The organism is Klebsiella sp. A-Nf5 (genome assembly GCF_002810545.1).
Classification (GTDB): domain Bacteria; phylum Pseudomonadota; class Gammaproteobacteria; order Enterobacterales; family Enterobacteriaceae; genus Klebsiella; species Klebsiella variicola.
Window position 1 is genome coordinate 280,570 of the sequence record NZ_PIOG01000222.1, and the last position, 21,320, is coordinate 301,889.

Genomic DNA, 21,320 nt, shown 5'->3' on the forward strand with positions numbered 1-21,320 from the left:
GGACAATAGAGCATGCGATTACTTCGCCAGCCAGGCGGCGACTTCCTGCCAGTTGCCACGAAAAATAATCTTCCCGGCTTTTTTCCCCAACTGATAGCGATACATTGGATCGTAATATTCTTCCAGTAGCGGCACCAGCCAGGCGAAGTGCGCCTCGGTGCTGGCTGTGCGCTGCTGCTGCGCCAGCGCCTCATCGAGCCGTTCAGTCAGCTGAGCAAAACGCTGCAGCCCCAGGCGACGGCGGATGGCAAACAGACCGTGATGGAGGTACTCGCCGTATGTCTGCCAGCCTTTCTCTTCGCCATACGCGGCGATAAAGTCGTGATACATGCGATCGAAATACTCTTCGCGCAGCCGTTCGAGGCGAACATCAAACGGATCTTCCACCACCGCCAGCGGCGATTGCGCCATGCGGAGGCGCAGGCACTCCGGCAGATGGTTGGCGCCGATCATATGGCCTTCATCTTCCAGCACCCAGCGGGTCTGCTGTTCGGCTTTTTTAAGCAGGCTGACCGCCAGATGGTTTTCAAAGGTGGCCTGTGGGTGCTGATCCTGCAGGGTTCGACCGAATGAAGAACCGCGGTGATGGGCAAGCCCTTCCAGATCGATACCGTCCGTGCGCGAGCAAACCAGCTGAGTTTTGCCATTGCCGGTGTAGCCGCCAATCAGCACGATTGGGCGCTGCACCAGTTCGTCGGTGGCCTGGATCGCCGCCTGGCGTAGCGCTTTATAGCCGCCGACGATCAGGGGGTAATCCACGCCAGCTTCTTTCAGCCATTGCTGGACGATATGCGATCGCTGGCCGCCGCGGGCGCAGCACAGGTAACCGTGCGGGTAACGGGCGCAGGCTTCCAGCCACGCCTGGATCCGGCTGGCGCGCAGGTCGCCATCAACCAGCTTATGGCCGAGCGTCAGCGCTGCCTCTGGCCCCTGGCGCTTGTAGCAGGTGCCGACCGCGGCGCGTTCTTCATCATTCATCAGCGGCAGGTTGATCGCCGCCGGCATCGCGCTTTGGCTAAACTCCACCGGGGCGCGTACGTCAATCAGTGGCGTATCGCTGGCGAGAATGGCGCGATAATCCGTCCCATTGGTCATGGGGTATCCTCTGAAGTCAAAACAGAAATGGGCTTTATAGCAAGGGGGGGATTGTACGCGCCTCAAGGTGTGCCGGGGAAGGGGATAGATCAAATCCCCGGCACGAAGGGCTTAGCTGAGCTGCGATTGCGCCCAGAACAGGCCGCTGGTGTACTCCGGCGGCAGCAGTGGCTTGATCGCTTCCAGCGTCGCGCTCAGGCGATCGGTATCGCTGTCGGTGAGGTTCAGGTGGCCGACTTTACGACCCGGACGCACCTCTTTATCGTACCAGTGCAGGTGCACCAGCGGCAGCTTCAGCCAGTCGTAGTTGAGATCGGTGCCGATCAGGTTGATCATCACCGACGGGCTGTTGACCACCGGCGGCGGCAGCGGCAGGTCGGTAATCGCTCGCAGATGCAGTTCAAACTGGCTGATGGAGGCGCCATTTTGCGTCCAGTGGCCGCTGTTGTGCACGCGCGGCGCCAGCTCGTTGATCAGCAGCCCCTCGGCGGTGACGAAGCACTCCATCGCCATCACGCCGACGTAGTTCAGCTCGTTCATGATCGCCGTCAGCATGCTTTCCGCTTGTTCCTGCTGGCGGGCATTGGCCTGCGGGAAGGCCACGCTGGCGCGCAGAATACCGTCCTGATGCAGGTTGCGGGTCAGCGGGTAGAAGACGGTGCTACCGTCATGAGCGCGGGCGCCCACCAGCGACACTTCGCCGGAGAAGTTAATCCCCTGCTCGACGATGCACTCGCCGTAGTTATCCTCCGGGAGTTGCGCGGTTTCGTCAGCGCGCAGGCGCCACTGGCCGCGGCCGTCGTAGCCGCCGACGCGACGCTTAACGATCGCCAGCTCGCCGAGACGAGCAAACACCGCCGGCCATTCGCTTTTATCCGCCAGCAGCTGCCACGGGGCAGTGGCGAGGCCAAGCTTGTCGAATAGCTGCTTTTGCGTCAGGCGGTCAGCGATAATCGGGAAGACATCGCGGTTGACGAACGCCGGATGGCGGGCCAGCTCGCGGGTGAGGGCGGTTTCCGGCCAGCGTTCAATTTCTGCCGTGATGACACTCTGCTGGAAAGGCACCGCTTCCGGGTCGGCTTCCAGCCCCACCGGCCAGACGGCGATGCCCAGCGGTTCACCGGCCTGGCGCAGCATGCGACCTAACTGACCGTTACCGAGCACGCATACCTGTTTCATGCCGCACCCCGCGGATCCGGGTTATCCAGCACTTCATCCGTTTGCGCCTTACGCCAGGCGCTCAGGCGCTGGTGAAGTTCGGCATCATGCTGAGCGAGGATCTGCGCGGCGAGCAGGCCGGCGTTAGCGGCCCCGGCTTTGCCGATGGCCAGCGTACCGACCGGAATGCCGCGCGGCATTTGCACAATGGAGTAGAGGCTGTCGACACCGCTTAAGGCCGCGCTCTGAACCGGTACGCCGAGCACTGGCACCAGGGTTTTCGCCGCAATCATGCCCGGCAGATGTGCCGCGCCGCCTGCCCCTGCAATAATCACCTGATAGCCATTGCTTTCGGCGCTTTCAGCGAAGCTGAACAGCTTATCGGGCGTGCGATGGGCGGAGACCACCTCGACATGGTACGGAACGTTCAGGGCATCAAGGATTTCTGCGGTAAATTGCATGGTAGCCCAGTCGCTTTTGGACCCCATCACGATGGCGATACGCGCCGAATTATTGCGGGAAGACATGCGTCTTAAAACTCCTGTGGGTGTGTTTCACACTGCTTTAGAGGCCACAGAGAATAGCATGAACTGCCAGCAAGGAAAACGGTTGCGTGCGCATGGTTAGCCGTCTTTTGTCTCGTTCAGTGATGACGTCGATCGCGGCTTATTGGCCTTTATCTCATTCATGATACAGGTGATAAGCAGCACTAACCCCCACGGGAGCATCAGGGTGCCCATAATCAGTAAATAGATTTGTACCAGCCGACTATCGTGAGGGCGGGTACAGAGCAAATAAATGGCATAGAAATAGATGGCCCACGCCAGCATTGCACACCAGACAAACGTCAGCGTGTTGCCGATAGCGACGCCGATTAAGGCGATATAACTTACCCCTAACGGATTGAGGATCGCGATGATCATTCCCCACATCAGCGGCTGACTCCACTTTTTCCTGTTCATGCTCGTTCCTTGAGAGTGATGTCGTGGGAGACTAGCATGCAGGACGCGGGGAAGCGCGCACCTTCGCCCAGGCAAAAGGCGCTTTCGGAATTGTGCTCGCGGGGGAACTAGAACGGGAAGTGGATCAGTTTGACGTCGTCCGGCGTCACCTTGACCATCGAACCTTCGCTGTGCCAGGCGCCGAGTACCACGCGCCATGCGGGTTGGCCGTTGGCCTGCAGTTCATGGACCGCCGGGCGATGGGTATGGCCATGAATCAGCCACTGCACGTGATGCCGCTCCATAGCGTCAACCACCGCCTGTGGATTCACATCCATAATGTCCATTGATTTGCTGCTGTTGGCGGCTTTGCTGTCGGCGCGCATGCGGGCGGCGATGCGGCGGCGGATAAACAGCGGCAGGGCCAGGAACAGACGCTGGATCCACGGGGTGTGGACTTTGGCGCGAAACGCCAGATAGCCTGGGTCATCGGTGCACAATGTGTCGCCATGCATAATCAACACTTCACGGCCATAGAGGTCCAGTTGCTCTTCTTCGGCGAGCAGGAGCATCCCGCTCTGGCGGGCAAAGCGCTGGCCAACGAGAAAATCGCGGTTGCCGTGGATGAAATAGCAGGGCACGCCGGCGTCGACGACGGCTTTGATTGCCGCGGCAATCTGCTGGTGCAACGGGTTGGGATCGTCATCGCCGATCCACGCCTCAAATAGATCGCCAAGGATATACAGGGCGTCCGCCTGGCGGGCTTCACCCTGTAAAAAACGCAGAAAACCGGCGGTGATCGCCGGTTCTTCTGTTTGCAGGTGCAAATCTGCAATAAAAAGTGTCGCCACGAATTACTCGCTGACGGTGACGCTTTTGATGATCACATCATCTTTCGGCACATCCTGGTGCATGCCGCTGCGGCCGGTGGCAACCGCTTTGATTTTGTCTACCACGTCCATGCCTTCAACCACTTCAGCGAAAACGCAGTAGCCCCAACCCTGCAGGCTTTCGCCAGAGAAGTTCAGGAAGTCGTTGTCGGCCACGTTGATGAAGAACTGGGCAGTGGCGGAGTGTGGCGCCTGAGTACGGGCCATTGCCAGCGTACCACGGGTGTTTTTCAGGCCGTTGTTCGCTTCGTTCTGAATCGGAGATTTGGTCTCTTTTTGTTTCATGCCCGGTTCGAAACCGCCGCCCTGAATCATAAAGCCGTTGATAACACGGTGGAAAATGGTGTTGTCGTAGAAACCTTCGCGGCAGTAGTCCAGGAAGTTTTTAACTGTTTCCGGCGCTTTGTCGTCAAACGTTTTGATTACGATATCGCCATGATTGGTGTGGAAAGTAACCATTTTTGCATCCTGTTCCGATGAGTGTGGTGCCAGCACCCGATGTCGGGTGAGATATAGGGGGGTGTTATAGCATAACCGCGGGGGTCGATGCACCTTGCAATGTGTGCTGCGTCCGGTCTGAATTATGGGTATTATAGAGACTTCATTACCCACACACGTCTACACGGAATCTTCGATGTTAAAAATTTTTAATACACTGACGCGCCAGAAAGAGGAATTTAAACCTATCCATGCCGGGGAAGTCGGCATGTACGTGTGTGGTATTACCGTTTACGATCTCTGTCATATCGGTCATGGCCGTACCTTTGTCTCCTTTGACGTCGTGGCGCGTTATCTGCGTTTTCTTGGCTATAAGCTGAAGTACGTGCGCAATATCACCGATATTGACGACAAAATCATTAAGCGCGCTAATGAAAACGGCGAAAGCTTTGTCGCGCTGGTTGATCGCATGATCGCCGAAATGCATAAAGATTTTGACGCGCTGAATATTCTGCGTCCCGAGAGCGAGCCGCGTGCGACGCACCATATCGCGGAGATCATTGAGATCACCGAGCAGCTGATCGCCAAAGGCCATGCCTATGTGGCGGATAATGGCGACGTAATGTTCGACGTGCCGACGGACCCGAACTACGGTTTGCTGTCACGTCAGGATCTCGATCAGCTGCAGGCAGGGGCGCGCGTCGACGTGGTTGACGTCAAGCGGAATCCGATGGACTTCGTCTTGTGGAAGATGTCGAAAGAGGGCGAGCCAAGCTGGCCGTCGCCGTGGGGCGCGGGCCGTCCGGGCTGGCATATCGAGTGCTCGGCGATGAACTGCAAGCAGCTTGGCAACCACTTCGATATTCACGGCGGCGGTTCGGATCTGATGTTCCCGCACCATGAAAACGAAATCGCCCAGTCCACCTGCGCCCATGACGGCGAGTACGTTAACTACTGGATGCACTCCGGCATGGTGATGGTTGACCGCGAGAAGATGTCGAAATCGCTGGGTAACTTCTTTACCGTCCGCGACGTGCTGAAGTATTACGATGCGGAGACGATTCGCTACTTCCTGATGTCCGGCCACTATCGCAGCCAGCTGAACTACAGCGAAGAGAACCTCAAGCAGGCGCGTTCGGCGCTGGAGCGTCTGTACACCGCGCTGCGCGGGACGGACAAATCCGTCGACGCGGCGGGTGGCGAAGCCTTCGAAGCACGCTTTATCGAGGCGATGGACGACGACTTCAATACCCCGGAAGCCTACTCGGTGCTGTTCGATATGGCGCGTGAAGTGAACCGCCTGAAAACCGAGGACGCCGCAGCGGCAAATGGCATGGCGGCCCACCTGCGTAAGCTGGGTTCTGTGCTGGGTCTGCTGGAGCAGGAGCCGGACGCGTTCCTGCAGAGCGGCGCGCAGGCCGACGACGCGGAAGTGGCGGAGATCGAATCGCTCATCCAGCAGCGTCTGGACGCGCGTAAAGCGAAAGACTGGGCGGCGGCGGATGCGGCGCGCGACCGTCTTAACGAGATGGGTATTGTGCTGGAAGATGGCCCGCAGGGCACCACCTGGCGCCGGAAGTAAGCCATAAAAAAACGCCCGCTAAAGCGGGCGTTTTTCTTTTCGCTGTCAGGCCGTGACGGTGACGCTCTGGCCTTCAAAGCTCACCGTCTGACCGGCGACAATTTTGCAGCGTTTGCGGGTTTCCACCGCGCCGTCAACTTTCACCAGCCCGTCAGCGATAGCGAGCTTCGCCTGGGCGCCGCTTTCGCTCCAGCCTTCCAGCTTCAACAGATCGCACAGCTCTACGTGCGGGTGTTTACCTAAGGAAAATGTCGCCATCTCAGGCCTCCTCAACGTCGTGATACTCTTCGCACGCCTGCAGCGTGTTCTGAATCAGGGTGGCGACGGTCATCGGGCCAACGCCGCCGGGAACCGGGGTGATGTAGGATGCGCGTTCGGCGGCGTCTTCATACACCACGTCGCCGACCACTTTGCCGCTTTCCAGACGGTTAATGCCGACATCGACCACAATCGCCCCTTCTTTAATCCACTCGCCAGGAATAAAGCCCGGTTTACCTACCGCGACGATCAGCAGGTCGGCGTTTTCGACGTGATGGCGCAGGTTTTTAGTAAAACGGTGGGTCACGGTGGTGGTGCAGCCGGCCAGCAGCAGCTCCATGCTCATCGGGCGACCGACGATATTGGACGCGCCAATGACCACCGCATTGAGGCCGTAGGTGTCGATATTGTAGCGTTCCAGCAAGGTCACGATACCGCGCGGGGTGCACGGACGCAGACGCGGCGCGCGCTGGCACAGGCGGCCAACGTTGTAGGGATGGAAGCCGTCGACGTCTTTATCCGGCGCGATGCGCTCGAGCACTTTGACGTTGTCGATCCCTGCGGGGAGGGGCAGCTGAACCAGAATACCGTCGATGGTCTTATCGGCATTCAGGGTGTCGATAAGCTCCAGCAGCTCGGCTTCGCTGGTGGTTTCCGGGAGATCGTAAGAGCGGGAGACGAAGCCCACTTCTTCACATGCTTTGCGCTTGCTGCCGACATAAATCTGCGAGGCCGGGTTGCTGCCGACCAGCACGACGGCCAGCCCAGGGGCGCGTTTTCCGGCCGCAACGCGAGCCTTCACTTTTTCCGCAACCTCAGAGCGTACCTGCTGCGCAATCGTTTTACCGTCAATAATTTTTGCTGCCATCAGAGAGAGGATTCCATCTGTATCTTTACGAAAGGGGGATGAGGATATTTTGTCAGAAGCGGGCCTCGCTGTCAGTCCTCGTTTGCGGTTTTATCCTGTCTGGGGTGAATTTAGCCTGTTTTGACCCTGTTCAGCTCAGGGATATTGGTGTGTTGCGCCTGGTCACTAAGTCGATTTACGCGCGTAAGCGCCCCGGTGGTATGCTTCTTGTACAGTTGCTGAGGGATATTTCGCCAGCATCGTATAAGCCCCGCAGTTTCCTGGCAAAATGGATTGACTCAACGGACGTGGACCGTATAATTCCAGGCGTTTCACTCCGCGAAGCACTCGCTTCTCAGGGCGCCCTTAGCTCAGCTGGATAGAGCAACGGCCTTCTAAGCCGTAGGTCACAGGTTCGAATCCTGTAGGGCGTACCATTCAATATCAGCTTCTTATCCTCTTGCAGCTTTTTCGTACCGGACACCATTTTCCCTATCCTGTAACCTGGCTGTGCTATTGCGGTTGAAAAACATATTTCAACTACGTGTTAATACATTCGTTATTTTCCCCTGCCGTCTATTTTGCTGCGCAAAAGTCATTATCCTAAAAACGATCCTCATTCATTATTTCATGTTCACATACCGTAAGTTTCATGCTTAAATCCGCGCAACATATAATGGAATATGTTTTTGCATTGAACGTTAAGTAATAACGAGAACACGGATGAAATCTCTGTATTTGGCTCTGGGACTAATGACGCTGAGTCTGACCACCCACGCCGCTTTTTTATCGCCAGCCGATCGCGACAGCGTTGAGCAACAGCAGCAACAATTACTGCGTCAGAACCAGCAGCAACGTGAATCGCTGGAGCGCGCCACGCCGAGCCCTCACGCGGCGATGCCTGCGCAGCCTGAAGCCTCTGATGGCCCCTGTTTTTCTATCCATCGCATCGCGTTAGATGGCGCGACGCTTATTGATCCGCGTCAGCAGCAAAAAATAGTCCGGCCCTGGCTTGGGCAGTGCATGGATATTGCGCGTATTACTAAACTCGTAAATATTATTTCCGACTGGTATATCAGTCGGGGATATATTACCAGCCGCGCTTTTCTGACCGAGCAGGATTTACGTTCCGGGGTATTACATCTGGCTATTCTTGAAGGAAAGCTCGAAAAAATCACCATGGAAGGCGCGACTAAACGTGAGTTAAAAATGGCGTTTCCAGGGCTGGAAGGCCATATTCTTAACCTGCGTGATATCGAACAGGGGATGGAGCAGATTAACCGCGCGCGCGACGCCTGTGCAAATTGAAATCCAGCCGGGCGAAAAACCTGGCGGTTCAATCGTTAACCTGACGGCGACAGCGGAGCGCCCACTTTTGTTGTCGATGAGCGTCGACAACAGCGGCCAGAAGAGTACAGGTAGCGGACAAATCAACGCGGGTTTAACAGGCAACAATCTTTTAGGGCTGGCCGATCGCTGGTTTGTCAGCGGCGGGCGCAGCAGCGCGTTTTCGAATGCCAAAGATGCGCAGAATGTTGCCGCAGGGGTCAGCATTCCTTACGGTTATACGCTGTTTGACTACAGCTACAGCTGGAATAACTACCTGAGTACACTCGATAACCACGGCTGGCTCTGGCGTACCAGCGGTGACACCGAAACCCACCGGCTAAACTTCTCACAGGTTCTCTTTCGCAACGGCGACCTGAAAACGGGCCTCTCCGCCGGACTGAGTTATCGGACCAACCACAATTATCTCGACGATGTTTTGCTGCAGAGCAGTAGCCGTAAGTTGACGACACTGCTGTTTGGCCTCAACCACACGCAAAAAGTGTTTGCCGGGATTGCCACCTTCAACCCCACGTTTTCCCGCGGAATGCCGTGGTTTGGTGCCGAAAGTGACGGTAATAAACCGGGCGATTTGCCAAAAGCGGAATTCAGAAAATGGAGTCTGAGCGCCAGCTTTCAGCGCCCGTTGCTCAACGATCTCTGGTGGCTTAGCAGCCTTTACGGCCAGTGGTCTCCGGACCGCTTATATGGCAGCGAGCGCCTGACCTTAGGCGGGGAAAGCTCAGTACGTGGTTTTAAAGAACAGTACATTTCAGGGGACAACGGCGGCTACTGGCGTAATGAACTGAACTACGCGCTTTTTACGCTCCCCGCCATTGGACAGGTCGCGCTCTGGCCGCACTGGATGGCGGCTGGTTGCATGCTGACCGACTCGATCCCCGGGCCGCCGGAACCTTGTGGGGCGCAGCGGTAGGGTTCACCACGACGAATCGCTGGTTATCCACCTCTTTTACCGTGGCCGGTCCGCTGGCGTATCCGGACTGGCTTGGTCCCGATCGCCTCAATATCTACTACCGCGTTGCCGTGGCATTTTAAAGGATTATCGTCATGCATCAGCCTCCCATTCGCCTGTCATCGCGTCTGCTAAGTTACGTGATTAGCCTCCTGCTGGTCGGGCAGCCGCTCCTGCCCGCCATTGGCGCAGCGATCAATCCCGAGGGCGCCACCGGTGTGGATAGTGCCGCAAATGGCGTGCCGGTCGTTAATATTGCCACCCCGAACGGCAGCGGGATCTCGCATAACCAGTTTAAGGATTACCACGTTGGCCAGGAGGGTTTAATCCTCAACAATGCGACCGGAAAGCTGAATCAGACCCAGCTCGGTGGCCTGATCCAGAACAACCCGAATCTGCAGGCCGGGAGGGAAGCGAAGGGCATCATTAACGAAGTGACTGGTGGTCACCGCTCGCAGTTGAACGGGTACACCGAAGTCGCAGGCAAGGCGGCGAACGTGATGGTCGCCAACCCCTATGGCATCACCTGTAACGGCTACGGCTTTATTAACACTCCCCAGGCAACCTTGACCACTGGCAAACCCGTGTTTGATGCGGCGGGGAATTTGCAGACGCTGGAGGTCGCGAAGGGAACCATCTCCATTGAAGGCAAAGGCATTGACGCCAGCGGCAGCGATGCGTTGTCGATTATCTCCCGAGCGACGGAAGTGAATGCGGCGGTTCATGCCCGTGATTTATCGGTGATTGCCGGGGCTAACCGGGTAGATAGCCATGGCACTGTCACCCCAATGAGCGGAGAAGGTCAGACCCCGACGCTGGCGGTGGATACCGGGGCGCTGGGCGGTATGTACGCCAATCGTATTCGTCTGGTGTCGAGCGAAAACGGCGTGGGGGTGAACCTCGGCGACCTGAATGCGCGTCAGGGCGATATCACCCTTGAGGCGAATGGCAGGCTTGCTTTGCGTCACTCACTGGCCAGCGGCGCGATCGCCGCTCGCGGCCAGCATATTACGCTCACCGGCGATCACAAGGCCGGGGGAGCAATCACATTGCATAGTCAGAGCGATCTGGTATTGAGCAAAGGGTCCCTGACCAGCGATACCGATCTGCGGCTGACCGCGGGCGGTTCAATCACACAAAGCAGTGAAAAACTGACCGCCAGACAGGATGTCTCATTGACGGCCAGCGCCATCCGCCAGGATAGCGAGAGCCAAATCGATGCGGGTCGCCAGATCGTGCTGCGGGCCGGCGATAGCGTGACGAATGAGGGAAGAATGACGGCCACTGAAGATCTTTCGGTGACCGCGAAGACGCTGGCCCATCATGGCGCCCTGATCGCTGGCAATGCTATCTCCCTTGATGCCGCCCGCCAGACGTTGAATGGCGCGATAAACGCTACCGGCGCTATCGCGGTGTCGGGGGAGACAATCGCCACCAGCGCGGCATCGCAAATCCAGGGAAAACACCTGCATATTGCGGCGAAACAGGTTGATTTAAAAGGGACTCAGGCGGCGAAATCCGCTCTCACCGTGCGCGCCAGCGAAAAACTGACCCACAGTGGTAAAAGCAGTGCTGATACCCTGTCATTGCAAGCCCCGCAACTCAGCAATAGCGGTGTGGCCATCGCCTCCAGGCTGACCACGCAATCGCAGTCTCTCACCAACAATGGCTTGCTACAGGGAGAGGCTCAACTTTCTGTTACCAGCCAAACGTTGAATAACCAGCAGGACGGCACGCTCTATAGCGCGGCAAATCTGACGCTCGATATCCCGGATATCCGCAATCGCGGGCTTATTACCAGCGACCACGCGCTCACCCTGGCCAGCACGACCCTGATCAATCCGGGTGCCATCATCGCCGATACGTTAACGGTTAAGACCGCCACCTTATCCAATGACGGTCTGCTTCAGGGTAATCAGGCACTCACGCTCACCGGCGATTCGCTGACTCAGGGGGCCACAGGACGTTGGCTGACCGCAGGGGATATGTCGCTCACCGCGACGACGCTAAACGCCGCAGGCGTCATACAAGGGCAGCAACTGCGCATTAATGCGCAGGACTGGCGGCAAAGCGGTTCTCTCCTGGCGACAGGCAATCTGGATGCCACTGTCAGCGGCGCATTGCTCAATGATGGCGACATCATGAGCCAGCGAGATTTCATCCTTCGAACCCCCTCCCTGACAAACAGCGGCAAGCTCCTTGCCGCCGGCGATATGTCGTTAACGGGTGCTCTGTTCAACAACAATGGTTCGCTGCAGGCAAACCGGATCGCACTGGCGCAAGACAGGATCGGCAATCAAGGGACCGTTATCGGGCTTGACGCGCTCACGCTTAGCAGCAACGGAACCGTGGATAACCGCGGCGATCTGCTAAGCCAGGGCGACCTGACACTCTCCACTGGCGATATCGCTAACTATGGACGGGTGCACGGGAAAACCATCGTTATTGAGGGTGTGAACCTCATCAATAGCGGCGCGATCCAGAGCGCGGTCGATCTGGCGTTAACGCTCAGCGGCGATCTGCAGGCGATTAACGGCAGTAAAATGACTGCCCTGAGGGATGTCCATATCAGCGGCCACGCGCTCAGCAATGAGGGGCTGGTGAGCGCCAGCACGCTGACGATGAAAGGCGACTCGCTGAGTAACAGCGGAGAGATTAGCGGGGTAAGCCATCTTGACGTATTGCTGAATGGCGATCTGCAGCAGCAGGGCAAATTGCTGACCGGGGGATCGCTTGTCCTCCATGCGCAAGACCTGAACAACAGCGGTCAGTTGCAGGGGGCGAATACGCAAATTAGCGTGGCCTCGCTCAGCAACAGCGGACGCCTGCAGGGTGACAGCAATCTGACGCTGAACTTGCTAAAAGCGCTCAACAACCAGGCCAACGGGGTCATCCTCAGTCAGGGGGAGCTGACGCTGACGGCGTCTGCGCTCAGCAATGACGGCACGATCCAAAGCCATGGCGCAACCAGCCTCAACAGTACCTTATATGCCCGCAACGCCGGCAACATTGTCTCTGGCGGAGACCTGACGCTTTCCACTCCAGACTACAGCGGCAGCGGCTGGCTGCAGGCAACCCATCTCCTTCTGGACGCGGCGAAGATCGCCAACGCAGGCACGATGCTGGCGGCAAATCAGGCCACGCTGACGGGGAGCACGCTGTTAAACAGCGGCACCGTTCAGGCCGCACAGTTAAGTGTCGACACCCGGACACTGGCCAACAGCGGCACCTTGTTCGGCAAGCAGAACCTGTTGCTTTACAGCGACAGCGTAAACAACGACGCGGGCAAACTCTTCAGCGGCGGCGATCTTCTGGCGAACGTCGCCTCCCTCAGCGGCGCGGGTCAGATAGTCGCCCTGGGTAATCTGACGCTGACGCTGGTCAACAGCTGGACCGCTCAGGGAACTGTGGCCGCAAACAAACAGCTTGCCATCAGCAGCCAGAGCGATATCACCAACGCTGGCGCCTTACAGGGCAATGGCGTAACGCTGACCGCCGCCGGGCAGCTCATCAATAACGGTCAACTGGTAGCTGGCAACGGCAAGACGGCATTGTCCGGGCAACAGATTGCGATGAATGGGGAAGGTTCTCTGCAGGCGGGTGGGGACGTGAGCCTGACCAGCCTTGGCCATATCACGCTTGATGGCTTTACCGGTACGGCGGGAAACCTGGTGTTAACGGCCACCGGAACGATCCTCAACACCGCCTTGCTGTATGCGGGCCATAATCTCTCGCTGTTTGCCAACCGCATTCATAACCTGCGCGGCGACATACTGGCGGGTAATGACCTGGTGATGCAAAAAAACGCCAGCGGTGATGCCAATACTGAAGTGATTAACACCTCGGGAACGATTGAAACCACGCAGGGTGACATGACCATCAGCACCGAGTACTTGCTCAATCAGCGTGATGGGCTGGAGGTGAAGATCTCGCAGACTAGCGGCGAGCAGGCCATTCCGGGTCTCGGAGAGGCGAGAATCGATGTCGATATCAGCCAGCTGGCTGACGGGACGTACGGCCTGAGCAGCTATTTGGCGTCAAGCGAGTCAGGGGCATGTAACGGTCATGGCGCCTGCAGCTATCACAACTGGAACCAGCTCTATTATGCAATGTACGCCGAATCAGCACAGCAGAAGTTTATCGGCAGCCAGACGCGGACGGAGGTCACCAGCCGGGGCGGGGCAGCACGCCTTGCCGCGGAGAAAAATCTACATATTAGCGCCAGCACGCTGGAGAACGTTGCCAGCCATATTCTGGCAAATGGCGATATCGCGTTAACGGGAAATACGCTCAACAATCAGAGCTGGCAGGCCGGTACCGTCACTGACTGGTATATCTATCAGTACGACCCGCACCGCTATGGCTACAACATTGGCTTTGGCAAGGGCGCCGGCTACGCCGTTGCGCCGGGGGCGCCTTATCCCACGGATGACAATAACTATGAGGATGCGCAGCCCGAACGCTCTACCATTGGTTTTACCCTGGCCGGGCATGAATCCACGGCCGAACAGGGAGAGATTTACCGTTCGGTGATCCAGGCTGGCGGCAACGTCAGCGCCAGTTTCGCCAGCGACATCAGCAACACCAACAGCGTCGCTAATGCGGATAAAATAAGCAACACGCTTGTCGCGCCTGACCTGAACACACCTCCAGCGCAACTCACTGACGACAGTGAGAGCCTGCAGTCCCTCGCCGGGGCTGATACCGCCGCGATGACTCGCCCGGACTGGAACGACACAACCGGTAGCGGCAGCCAGACCATCGGCAACGGTACGGCGCTCGTTCAGGAACCGCTGGGCGATAACTATCCACTGCCGTCCGGCATCAACGGCTATTTTGTCACGTCCGACGATCCGGACAGCCCGTATTTGATCACGGTCAATCCGAAGCTCAATGGCCTGGGCCAGCTTGATCCGTCGCTGTTTGGCGATCTGTATAAGCTGGCTGGCATGAATCCAGGCAGCGCGCCACGCGAGACGGGCAGCCAGTACACCGAAAGCGATGCGTTCCTTGGCTCGTCATATATGCTGGATCGCCTGGGGCTTAATCCTGACAGCGATTATCGTTTTCTGGGCGATGCGGCGTTTGATACTCGGTATGTCAGCAACGTGGTGCTGAACCAGACCGGGTCACGCTATCTTGATGGCCTCGGCTCTGATCTCGATCAGATGCGTTATCTGATGGACAACGCGGCCGACGTGCAGACCTCGCTTGGCCTGACGTTTGGCGTGGCGCTCACCGCCGCACAGGTGGCGGCGCTCAATCGCAGCATTCTGTGGTGGGAGCCCACAACGCTTAATGGTCGGACCGTGATGGTGCCGAAAGTTTACCTGTCGCCGAAGGACGTTAGCGTCCGGAACGGTAGCGTAATCAGCGGCAATACCGTGCAACTGGCAGGGGGCAATATCAGCAACAGCGGTAGTACGTTGCTGGCGCGAGACGGCCTTGCCATTGACAGCAGTAATAGCTTCAGCAACCTTAACGCCGGACTTATCCGCGCGGATGGCCGTCTTGACCTGAGCGCGTCGGGCGATATCAATAACATTGGTTCGACGATATCGGCGAAAACGCTGCAGCTGGTAAGCACCGGCGGTAGCATCAATAACGTCACCCGCACTGAGCAGTGGCGTGTTGGCGATGACAGCCGCTGGGGCAATATCCAGTTCAGCGGTACCGATAGCGAGCAAACGGCTGCCATTACTGCCAGCGACGGCCTGTATATGGCCGCGGCGAACACGATCAACATAACCGGAGCGACGGTGAGCGCCGGCGGCGATCTGGTGATGGAAGCCGGGAGTAACATCAATATTGCCGCCAACCAGTTCACCGAGAGTCGCAGCCAGTCTGGCTTCTGGGGCCAGAAACACAGTCGTTCCTCATCCACAACGTATCAGAGCAGCAGCATTACGGCGGGCGGTAACGCGATAATGCGGGCGGGCAACGATCTGAACGTGACGGCCAGCGCCATCAATGCGGGTCACACCGCGCAGTTGGTGGCGGCCAATGACCTGAACCTGAACGCGGCGGGTAACGAACAGAGCAGCCGCACGGGCGGCAGCGAAAGCCATCAGAGCGGCGCAGACCGCAGCACGGTGACCGCAGGCGACAAGGTAACGCTTATGGCCGGGCGGGATCTGACCAGCCAGGCTGCGGGCATCGCAGCGGAAGGGAACGTCGGTATTCAGGCCGGACGCGATGTGAATCTGCGGGCGGAAGCCACCACCACAGGCAGTAGCAGTCATAGCGGTAAGAAAACCGTTATCGATGAATCCGTGCGCCAGCAGGGCACCGACATTGCCAGCGGCGGCAGCACTACGATTATTGCTGGACGCGACGTCAACGCCGAAGCGGCGCAGGTGACTGCCAGCGGGAATATCGGCCTGGCGGCGGGCCGCGATGTGAACCTGACCACGGCGACGGAAAGCGATTACCACTACAAGGAAGAGACGAAGACCAAAAAGGGGTTCCTGAGTAAGAAAACCACGCATACCATCGAAGAGGAGAGCGCCACCCGTGAAGCCGGTACGCTGTTAAGCGGAGATCAGGTTCAGGTGCTGGCAGAGAATAATCTTCTGCTGCAGGGCTCGGCGGTGGTGGGTGAGGGTGATGTCCAGCTCCACGCAGGTAATAATATCGATATCACGGCGGCGACCAATACCGATACCGCCTGGCGATTTAAAGAAGAGAAAAAATCCGGCCTGACGGGAACCGGGGGGATCGGGTTCTCTATCGGCAGCAGTCAAACCACGCACGAGCTGCGTGAAGCGGGCACCACCCAGAGCCAGAGTGCTTCCACGACGGGAAGTACGGGCGGTAGCGTGGTGATTTCTGCCGGTAAGCAGGCGCATATCGGTGGTTCAGATGTGGTTGCGGGCCGGGATATCCGCATCACCGGAGACAGCGTGGTGATTGACCCCGGGCACGATACCCGGACGGTCGACGAGAAGTTTGAGCAGAAATCCAGCGGGCTGACGGTGGCCCTGTCAGGCAGCGCAGGCGGTGCGGTGAACAATACGGTCTCCGCCGCGCAGAAGGCGAAAGAGGTCAGTGATGGCCGCCTGAGTGCGCTCCAGGGAACAAAAGCGGCGCTTTCCGGTATCCAGGCCGCCCAGGCCGTCGCGCTGGATGGGGCCAGAGGCGGCAGCGATAAGGACAATAACAATACGATTGGTATCAGCGCGTCGCTGGGTTCGCAGTCCTCTTCCTCCCGGTCACATTCGGAGCAGGTGATGACCAGCGGCAGCACCCTGAATGCCGGAAATAACCTCGCTGTTACGGCAACGGGCGGCGACATCACGGTCGCGGGCGGCCAGATGAAAGCCGGTAAGGATGTCACGCTGGAGGCGTTCAGGGATGTGAACCTGACAGCGTCACAGGACACACAGCAGACTACCGGCAGCAACAAAAGCAGCGGCGGCAGTCTCGGTGTGGGTATTGGCGCTGGCGCGGGTGGCGCCGGTATCAGCATCTCGGCAAACGTCAGCAGCAGCAAAGGGCATGAGAGCGGCAACGGCACCTGGCAGAATGAAACCACGGTGGATGCCGGCCATCAGGTTATCATCAGCAGCGGACGGGATACCACGCTGGCCGGCGCGCAGGTCAGCGGTCACCAGGTGACGGCTGATGTCGGCCGCGACCTGACGATAACCAGCCTGCGGGACAGCGACCATTACGACAGCACGCAGAGCAGTCTCAGCGGTGGCCTGGGTTACACCTTCGGCGCCGGGTCGTGGTCGGGAAGCCTGAATACCAGTCGCGACAAAATGACCAGCGACTGGTCCTCGGTGCAGGAGCCGAGCGGGATATTTGCCGGTCAGGGCGGCGTTGATGTCACTGTTGGCAGCCACACGCAGCTGAATGGCGGGGTGATTGCTTCCACCGGAAGCGCAGATAAAAACAGCCTCGATACCGGCACGCTGGGTTTCAGCGATATCCACAACCAGGCGGATTATAAGACGCAGCATCAGGGCGGCGGTATCAGCACCGGGGGCAGCATTGGCTCTCAGTTCGCCGGGAACATGACCAGCGCCCTGCTGGCGGGTGGCGGCAACAGCGGTCATGCGGAAGGTACGACGCAGTCGGCGGTATCCGAGGGGACTATCACCATCCGTGACAGGGAGAATCAGAAGCAGGATGTGGCTGACCTGAGTCGCGATGCGGAACACGCCAGCGGCAGTATCGGGCCGATATTTGACATGGAGAAGGAGCAGCGGCGTCTGCAGGAAGTGCAGCTGACAGGGGAGATTGGCAGCCAGGCGGCAGATATTGCGCGCACGCAGGGCGAGATAGCAAAACAGAAGGCGATAAAAGACCCTGCAGCCCTGACGGCGGCGGAAGCGAAGCTGAAGGCAGAGGGTAACAGCAGTCCGACGGCAGAACAGATTGCGGACCAGGCGGGTCGTACCGCGATGGCTGCATACGGAACCGGCAGTGACCTGCAGCGGGGTATCCAGGCAGCGACTGCAGCGCTTCAGGGACTGGCGGGCGGTGATATCGCCGGGGCGCTGGCAGGGGCATCGGCGCCGGAGCTGGCGAATCTTATCGGTCACGGTTCAGGGCTGAGTGACGGTGCCGCGGTGGTGGCACACGCTATCCTGGGCGGTGCGGTGGCGGCGCTGCAGGGCAACAGTGCGGCGGCGGGCGCAGCGGGCGCGGCAGCAGGTGAACTGGCCGCGAAGGCAATAGCGGGCATGCTGTACCCGGATGTGACGGATTTGTCCACACTGACGGAAGCACAGAAGCAGACGGTCAGTACGCTGGCCACTATTTCAGCGGGAATGGCAGGCGGTCTGGCCGGGGACAGTACGGCGTCAGCCGTGGCGGGCGCGCAGGGCGGTAAGAACGCGGTTGAGAATAATGCGCTTAGTCTGCCAAAAGGGATGACGGAAACCGGACAGGCAGCTACATCCTGGGTGAAGTATGCGCAGGACAACAATCTTTCGCCGGAGCAGGTACAGGCCGGGTTAAAGGATATCGTTCGCGGCGACTTGCCGGAAAGCGCGGATATTATCAAAGCCATTCTGAGTAATAGCCCGGGCTCGGATACAGTAATGGCGTTGCTGACAGCGGAAGAGGCGAAGGATTATGCGCTGGCTCTGCTGACGTCAATCCCGGCAGAAAAAGCGTTATCGTTAGCGGGTAAAGCAGCCGGTATTATTGATAACACAATACTGATTAGAGCAGCGGAGAAGATCTCGACGGCTAAGCCGGGTAAACAATTTACAGCGCCGAGGGATTTGAATGAACAGATGGTATGGAAGCAGGTTGAATCCAATCCTTCACAAGGGCAAATACTTGACGGTATGAATAAAGATCCTCGATTCCCTACATCGGCTGGCTTCCAGAAAATGCAGGTTAACCATGAATTACCAGATGGTTCAAATATAACAATTCACTATCAGTATAATTCAGTGACGGGTAAAGCATACGATATGAAGATTACAAGTCCTCAACCGAATCCATTACAACCAGGTCCATCACTGAGGGATAAGTAATGAAAATAAGACCTTATAACTCATCTAATGTTATTGATATTTATGCTATTTACTGGAGTGGTAAGGACACTCTTTTTTTGGGAATGCCAAAAGGACATTGTGGGTTAATTGCATATAACTCACAAAAAGTAGATATAGTAGATCCTGATATCTCTGGAGAACTTACATACTTTAATAATAACTACTCTGGCATTTACCACTGGGCACTAATTAAGGAAAGGTTACTTGATGATTTACTCGAAAATGATGAAACGGCCTATAAACGCTTCCTTGAAATCGTGAAAGCTGAAGGTCTGGTTGATCCCGATTTTTATTAACTGCAAAAGATCCCGACTTCAGCGCCGGGATCTTTTTTACCCGTCAATTACGACAGCACGCAGAGCAGTCTCAGCGGTGGCCTGGGTTACACCTTCGGCGCCGGGTCGTGGTCGGGAAGCCTGAATACCAGTCGCGACAAAATGACCAGCGACTGGTCTTCGGTGCAGGAGCAGAGCGGGATATTTGCCGGTCAGGGCGGTTTTGATGTGACGGTGGGCAGCCACACGCAGCTGAATGGCGGGGTCATTGCTTCCACAGGAAGCGCAGATAAAAATGGCCTCGATACCGGCACGCTGGGTTTCAGCGATATCCACAACCAGGCGGATTATAAGACGCAGCATCAGGGCGGCGGTATCAGCACCGGGGGCAGCATCGGCTCTCAGTTCGCCGGGAACATGACCAGCGCCCTGCTGGCGGGTGGCGGCAGCAAAGGCCATGCGGAAGGTACGACGCAGGCCGCAGTGGCTGATGGCAGCCTTATCATTCGCGACAGGGAGAATCAGAAGCAGGACGTGGCTGACCTGAGTCGCGACACGGAACACGCCAGCGGCAGTATCGGGCCGATATTTGACAAGGAGAAGGAGCAGCGGCGCCTGCAGGAAGTGCAGCTGACAGGGGAGATTGGCAGCCAGGCGGCGGATATTGCGCGCACGCAGGGCGAGATAGCAAAACAGAAGGCGATAAAAGACCCTGCAGCCCTGACGGCGGCGGAAGCGAAGCTGAAGGCAGAGGGTAACAGCAGTCCGACGGCAGAACAGATTGCGGACCAGGCGGGTCGTACCGCGATGGCTGCATACGGTACCGGCAGTGACCTGCAGCGGGGTATCCAGGCAGCCACGGCAGCGCTGCAGGGACTGGCGGGCGGTGATATCGCCGGGGCGCTGGCGGGGGCATCGGCGCCGGAGCTGGCGAATCTTATTGGTCACGGTTCAGGGCTGAGTGACGGTGCCGCGGTGGTGGCGCACGCTATCCTGGGCGGTGCGGTGGCGGCGCTGCAGGGCAACAGTGCCGCGGCGGGCGCAGCGGGCGCGGCAGCAGGTGAACTGGCCGCGAAGACAATAGCCGGTATGCTGTATCCGGGCGTGACGGACTTGTCCACGCTGACGGAAGCACAGAAGCAGACGGTCAGTACGCTGGCCACTATTTCAGCGGGAATGGCGGGCGCGCAGGGCGGGAAGAATGCGGTGGAGAATAATCTTTTGGGTGGAACAGAAACCACGCAAGAGAAGTTTGTGCGGGAGCATGGGAAGAATATCGCGTCCTGTGCAGATAACCCCGGTTCAGCGTCGTGCCAGAAAGGACTGGCAATGCAGGATGCGCTGATGGTAGCGCTGCCGGCTGGTCTGGGTGGTGGTGTGCTGGCAGCGGCCACGCCGGAAATAGCGGTAGCGGCCAAGGCTGCTATCCAGGCTTGTGCGGGTAATGTAGTGTTGTGCCTGAACAGTGCGGGGATCCAGGTATCAGAAGCTATTGTGCCGGGCGGCGTAGGGGCCGGTGGCGCGATTGGTATTGGTAAAACCGTTACAGAGGCGACGGCGGCGAAAGCTGAAGCAGTGGCGGCTAATACCGCCAAGAATGTTGGAAACAGTACAAAGGGCTCTTTAAGTGGCCAACCAACTAAATTACCGCCGAATGCCTCAGCAGAAAATATACGTTCATTGCAGCGAGAAAATGAGGGGGCGACGATCTTGTCTCAAAATGGTTATCATGTTGAGCAGAATCCTGTGACTCCGGGGGTTAAAAATCCAGACTATAAAATTAATGGTGATGTGTTCGATAATATTGCCCCTAAAACAAACTCAGTTCGTAATATTTATGACCGGGCTTTAGAAAAAGTTAACAGTGGTCAAACAAACAATGTTGTTATCAACTTGGCAGATACAAAAGCAAGCGTTAGTGATTTGCAAAAGCAATTTAGTGATTGGCCAATCAAAGGGTTAGATAAGGTTATTGTTATCGATCAGTCAGGAAAGCCAATACGAATTAAGTAAGGTGGATAA

11 protein-coding genes, 1 tRNA gene and 2 pseudogenes are annotated in these 21,320 nt (G+C 57.6%); 6 read left to right on the top strand and 8 right to left on the bottom strand.

Features of this window, described 5'->3' with window-relative positions; translation table 11 throughout:
* Positions 1-18: 18 nt before the first annotated feature.
* The 6 genes from mnmH to ppiB form a co-directional block, all read right to left on the bottom strand.
* Positions 19-1,095 carry a tRNA 2-selenouridine(34) synthase MnmH gene (gene mnmH / locus CWM53_RS21855; RefSeq protein ID WP_100729378.1) on the bottom strand — a complete coding sequence of 359 codons (1,077 nt, stop codon included), beginning with the start codon at positions 1,093-1,095 and terminating at the stop codon, positions 19-21.
* Positions 1,096-1,206: 111 nt separating this feature from the next.
* Positions 1,207-2,274 carry a 5-(carboxyamino)imidazole ribonucleotide synthase gene (gene purK, locus CWM53_RS21860; RefSeq protein ID WP_008805468.1) on the bottom strand — a complete coding sequence of 356 codons (1,068 nt, stop codon included), beginning with the start codon at positions 2,272-2,274 and terminating at the stop codon, positions 1,207-1,209.
* Complete coding sequence (gene purE / locus CWM53_RS21865; RefSeq protein ID WP_074386698.1) at positions 2,271-2,780, bottom strand: 5-(carboxyamino)imidazole ribonucleotide mutase; 510 nt, start codon at positions 2,778-2,780, stop codon at positions 2,271-2,273. Before purE ends, purK begins: the two co-directional genes overlap by 4 nt.
* Before the next feature lie 96 nt (positions 2,781-2,876).
* Positions 2,877-3,215 carry a hypothetical protein gene (locus tag CWM53_RS21875; protein ID WP_060876188.1) on the bottom strand — a complete coding sequence of 113 codons (339 nt, stop codon included), beginning with the start codon at positions 3,213-3,215 and terminating at the stop codon, positions 2,877-2,879.
* Between the two features lie 107 nt (positions 3,216-3,322).
* A complete protein-coding gene (gene lpxH, locus CWM53_RS21880) occupies positions 3,323-4,045 on the bottom strand; it encodes a UDP-2,3-diacylglucosamine diphosphatase (protein ID WP_074386697.1) in 723 nt (240 codons plus the stop codon).
* 3 nt (positions 4,046-4,048) lie between these two features.
* Positions 4,049-4,543, bottom strand: coding sequence for a peptidylprolyl isomerase B (gene ppiB / locus CWM53_RS21885; protein WP_008805471.1), 495 nt, complete (start codon positions 4,541-4,543; stop codon positions 4,049-4,051).
* Between the two features lie 175 nt (positions 4,544-4,718).
* Between ppiB and cysS the strand changes: the two genes are divergently transcribed.
* A complete protein-coding gene (gene cysS / locus CWM53_RS21890) occupies positions 4,719-6,104 on the top strand; it encodes a cysteine--tRNA ligase (RefSeq protein ID WP_074386696.1) in 1,386 nt (461 codons plus the stop codon).
* A gap of 45 nt (positions 6,105-6,149) precedes the next feature.
* Here cysS and ybcJ read toward each other — a convergent pair whose 3' ends face one another.
* Complete coding sequence (gene ybcJ / locus CWM53_RS21895; RefSeq protein ID WP_048267531.1) at positions 6,150-6,362, bottom strand: ribosome-associated protein YbcJ; 213 nt, start codon at positions 6,360-6,362, stop codon at positions 6,150-6,152.
* A 1-nt stretch (position 6,363) separates the two neighbouring features.
* Positions 6,364-7,230, bottom strand: coding sequence for a bifunctional methylenetetrahydrofolate dehydrogenase/methenyltetrahydrofolate cyclohydrolase FolD (gene folD / locus CWM53_RS21900; protein ID WP_004143017.1), 867 nt, complete (start codon positions 7,228-7,230; stop codon positions 6,364-6,366).
* 339 nt (positions 7,231-7,569) lie between these two features.
* On the opposite strand from folD, the gene CWM53_RS21910 reads away from it, so the two are divergent.
* The 5 genes and pseudogenes from CWM53_RS21910 to CWM53_RS32245 all read left to right on the top strand — a co-directional run.
* Positions 7,570-7,646: transfer RNA gene (locus tag CWM53_RS21910), tRNA-Arg, on the top strand.
* Positions 7,647-7,932: 286 nt separating this feature from the next.
* Positions 7,933-9,591, top strand: a pseudogene (locus CWM53_RS21915) (ShlB/FhaC/HecB family hemolysin secretion/activation protein).
* A gap of 12 nt (positions 9,592-9,603) precedes the next feature.
* On the top strand, positions 9,604-19,002 hold the full coding sequence (locus CWM53_RS21920) for a hemagglutinin repeat-containing protein (protein ID WP_165785111.1): 9,399 nt from the start codon (positions 9,604-9,606) through the stop codon (positions 19,000-19,002).
* On the top strand, positions 19,002-19,319 hold the full coding sequence (locus CWM53_RS21925; RefSeq protein ID WP_032729497.1) for a hypothetical protein: 318 nt from the start codon (positions 19,002-19,004) through the stop codon (positions 19,317-19,319). The genes CWM53_RS21920 and CWM53_RS21925 overlap by 1 nt, the downstream gene beginning before the upstream one ends.
* 48 nt (positions 19,320-19,367) lie before the next feature.
* Positions 19,368-21,311, top strand: a pseudogene (locus CWM53_RS32245) (VENN motif pre-toxin domain-containing protein); the annotation flags it as partial.
* Positions 21,312-21,320: the final 9 nt, after the last annotated feature.

Bases quoted from the DNA above. Each gene is read 5' to 3' on its own strand.
- CWM53_RS21875 (WP_060876188.1), bottom strand. From the start codon at position 3,215: ATGAACAGGAAAAAGTGGAGTCAGCCGCTGATGTGGGGAATGATCATC.
- purK (WP_008805468.1), bottom strand. From the start codon at position 2,274: ATGAAACAGGTATGCGTGCTCGGTAACGGTCAGTTAGGTCGCATGCTG.
- ybcJ (WP_048267531.1), bottom strand. From the start codon at position 6,362: ATGGCGACATTTTCCTTAGGTAAACACCCGCACGTAGAGCTGTGCGAT.
- CWM53_RS21925 (WP_032729497.1), top strand. From the start codon at position 19,002: ATGAAAATAAGACCTTATAACTCATCTAATGTTATTGATATTTATGCT.
- purE (WP_074386698.1), bottom strand. From the start codon at position 2,780: ATGTCTTCCCGCAATAATTCGGCGCGTATCGCCATCGTGATGGGGTCC.
- cysS (WP_074386696.1), top strand. From the start codon at position 4,719: ATGTTAAAAATTTTTAATACACTGACGCGCCAGAAAGAGGAATTTAAA.
- folD (WP_004143017.1), bottom strand. From the start codon at position 7,230: ATGGCAGCAAAAATTATTGACGGTAAAACGATTGCGCAGCAGGTACGC.
- ppiB (WP_008805471.1), bottom strand. From the start codon at position 4,543: ATGGTTACTTTCCACACCAATCATGGCGATATCGTAATCAAAACGTTT.
- mnmH (WP_100729378.1), bottom strand. From the start codon at position 1,095: ATGACCAATGGGACGGATTATCGCGCCATTCTCGCCAGCGATACGCCA.
- CWM53_RS21920 (WP_165785111.1), top strand. From the start codon at position 9,604: ATGCATCAGCCTCCCATTCGCCTGTCATCGCGTCTGCTAAGTTACGTG.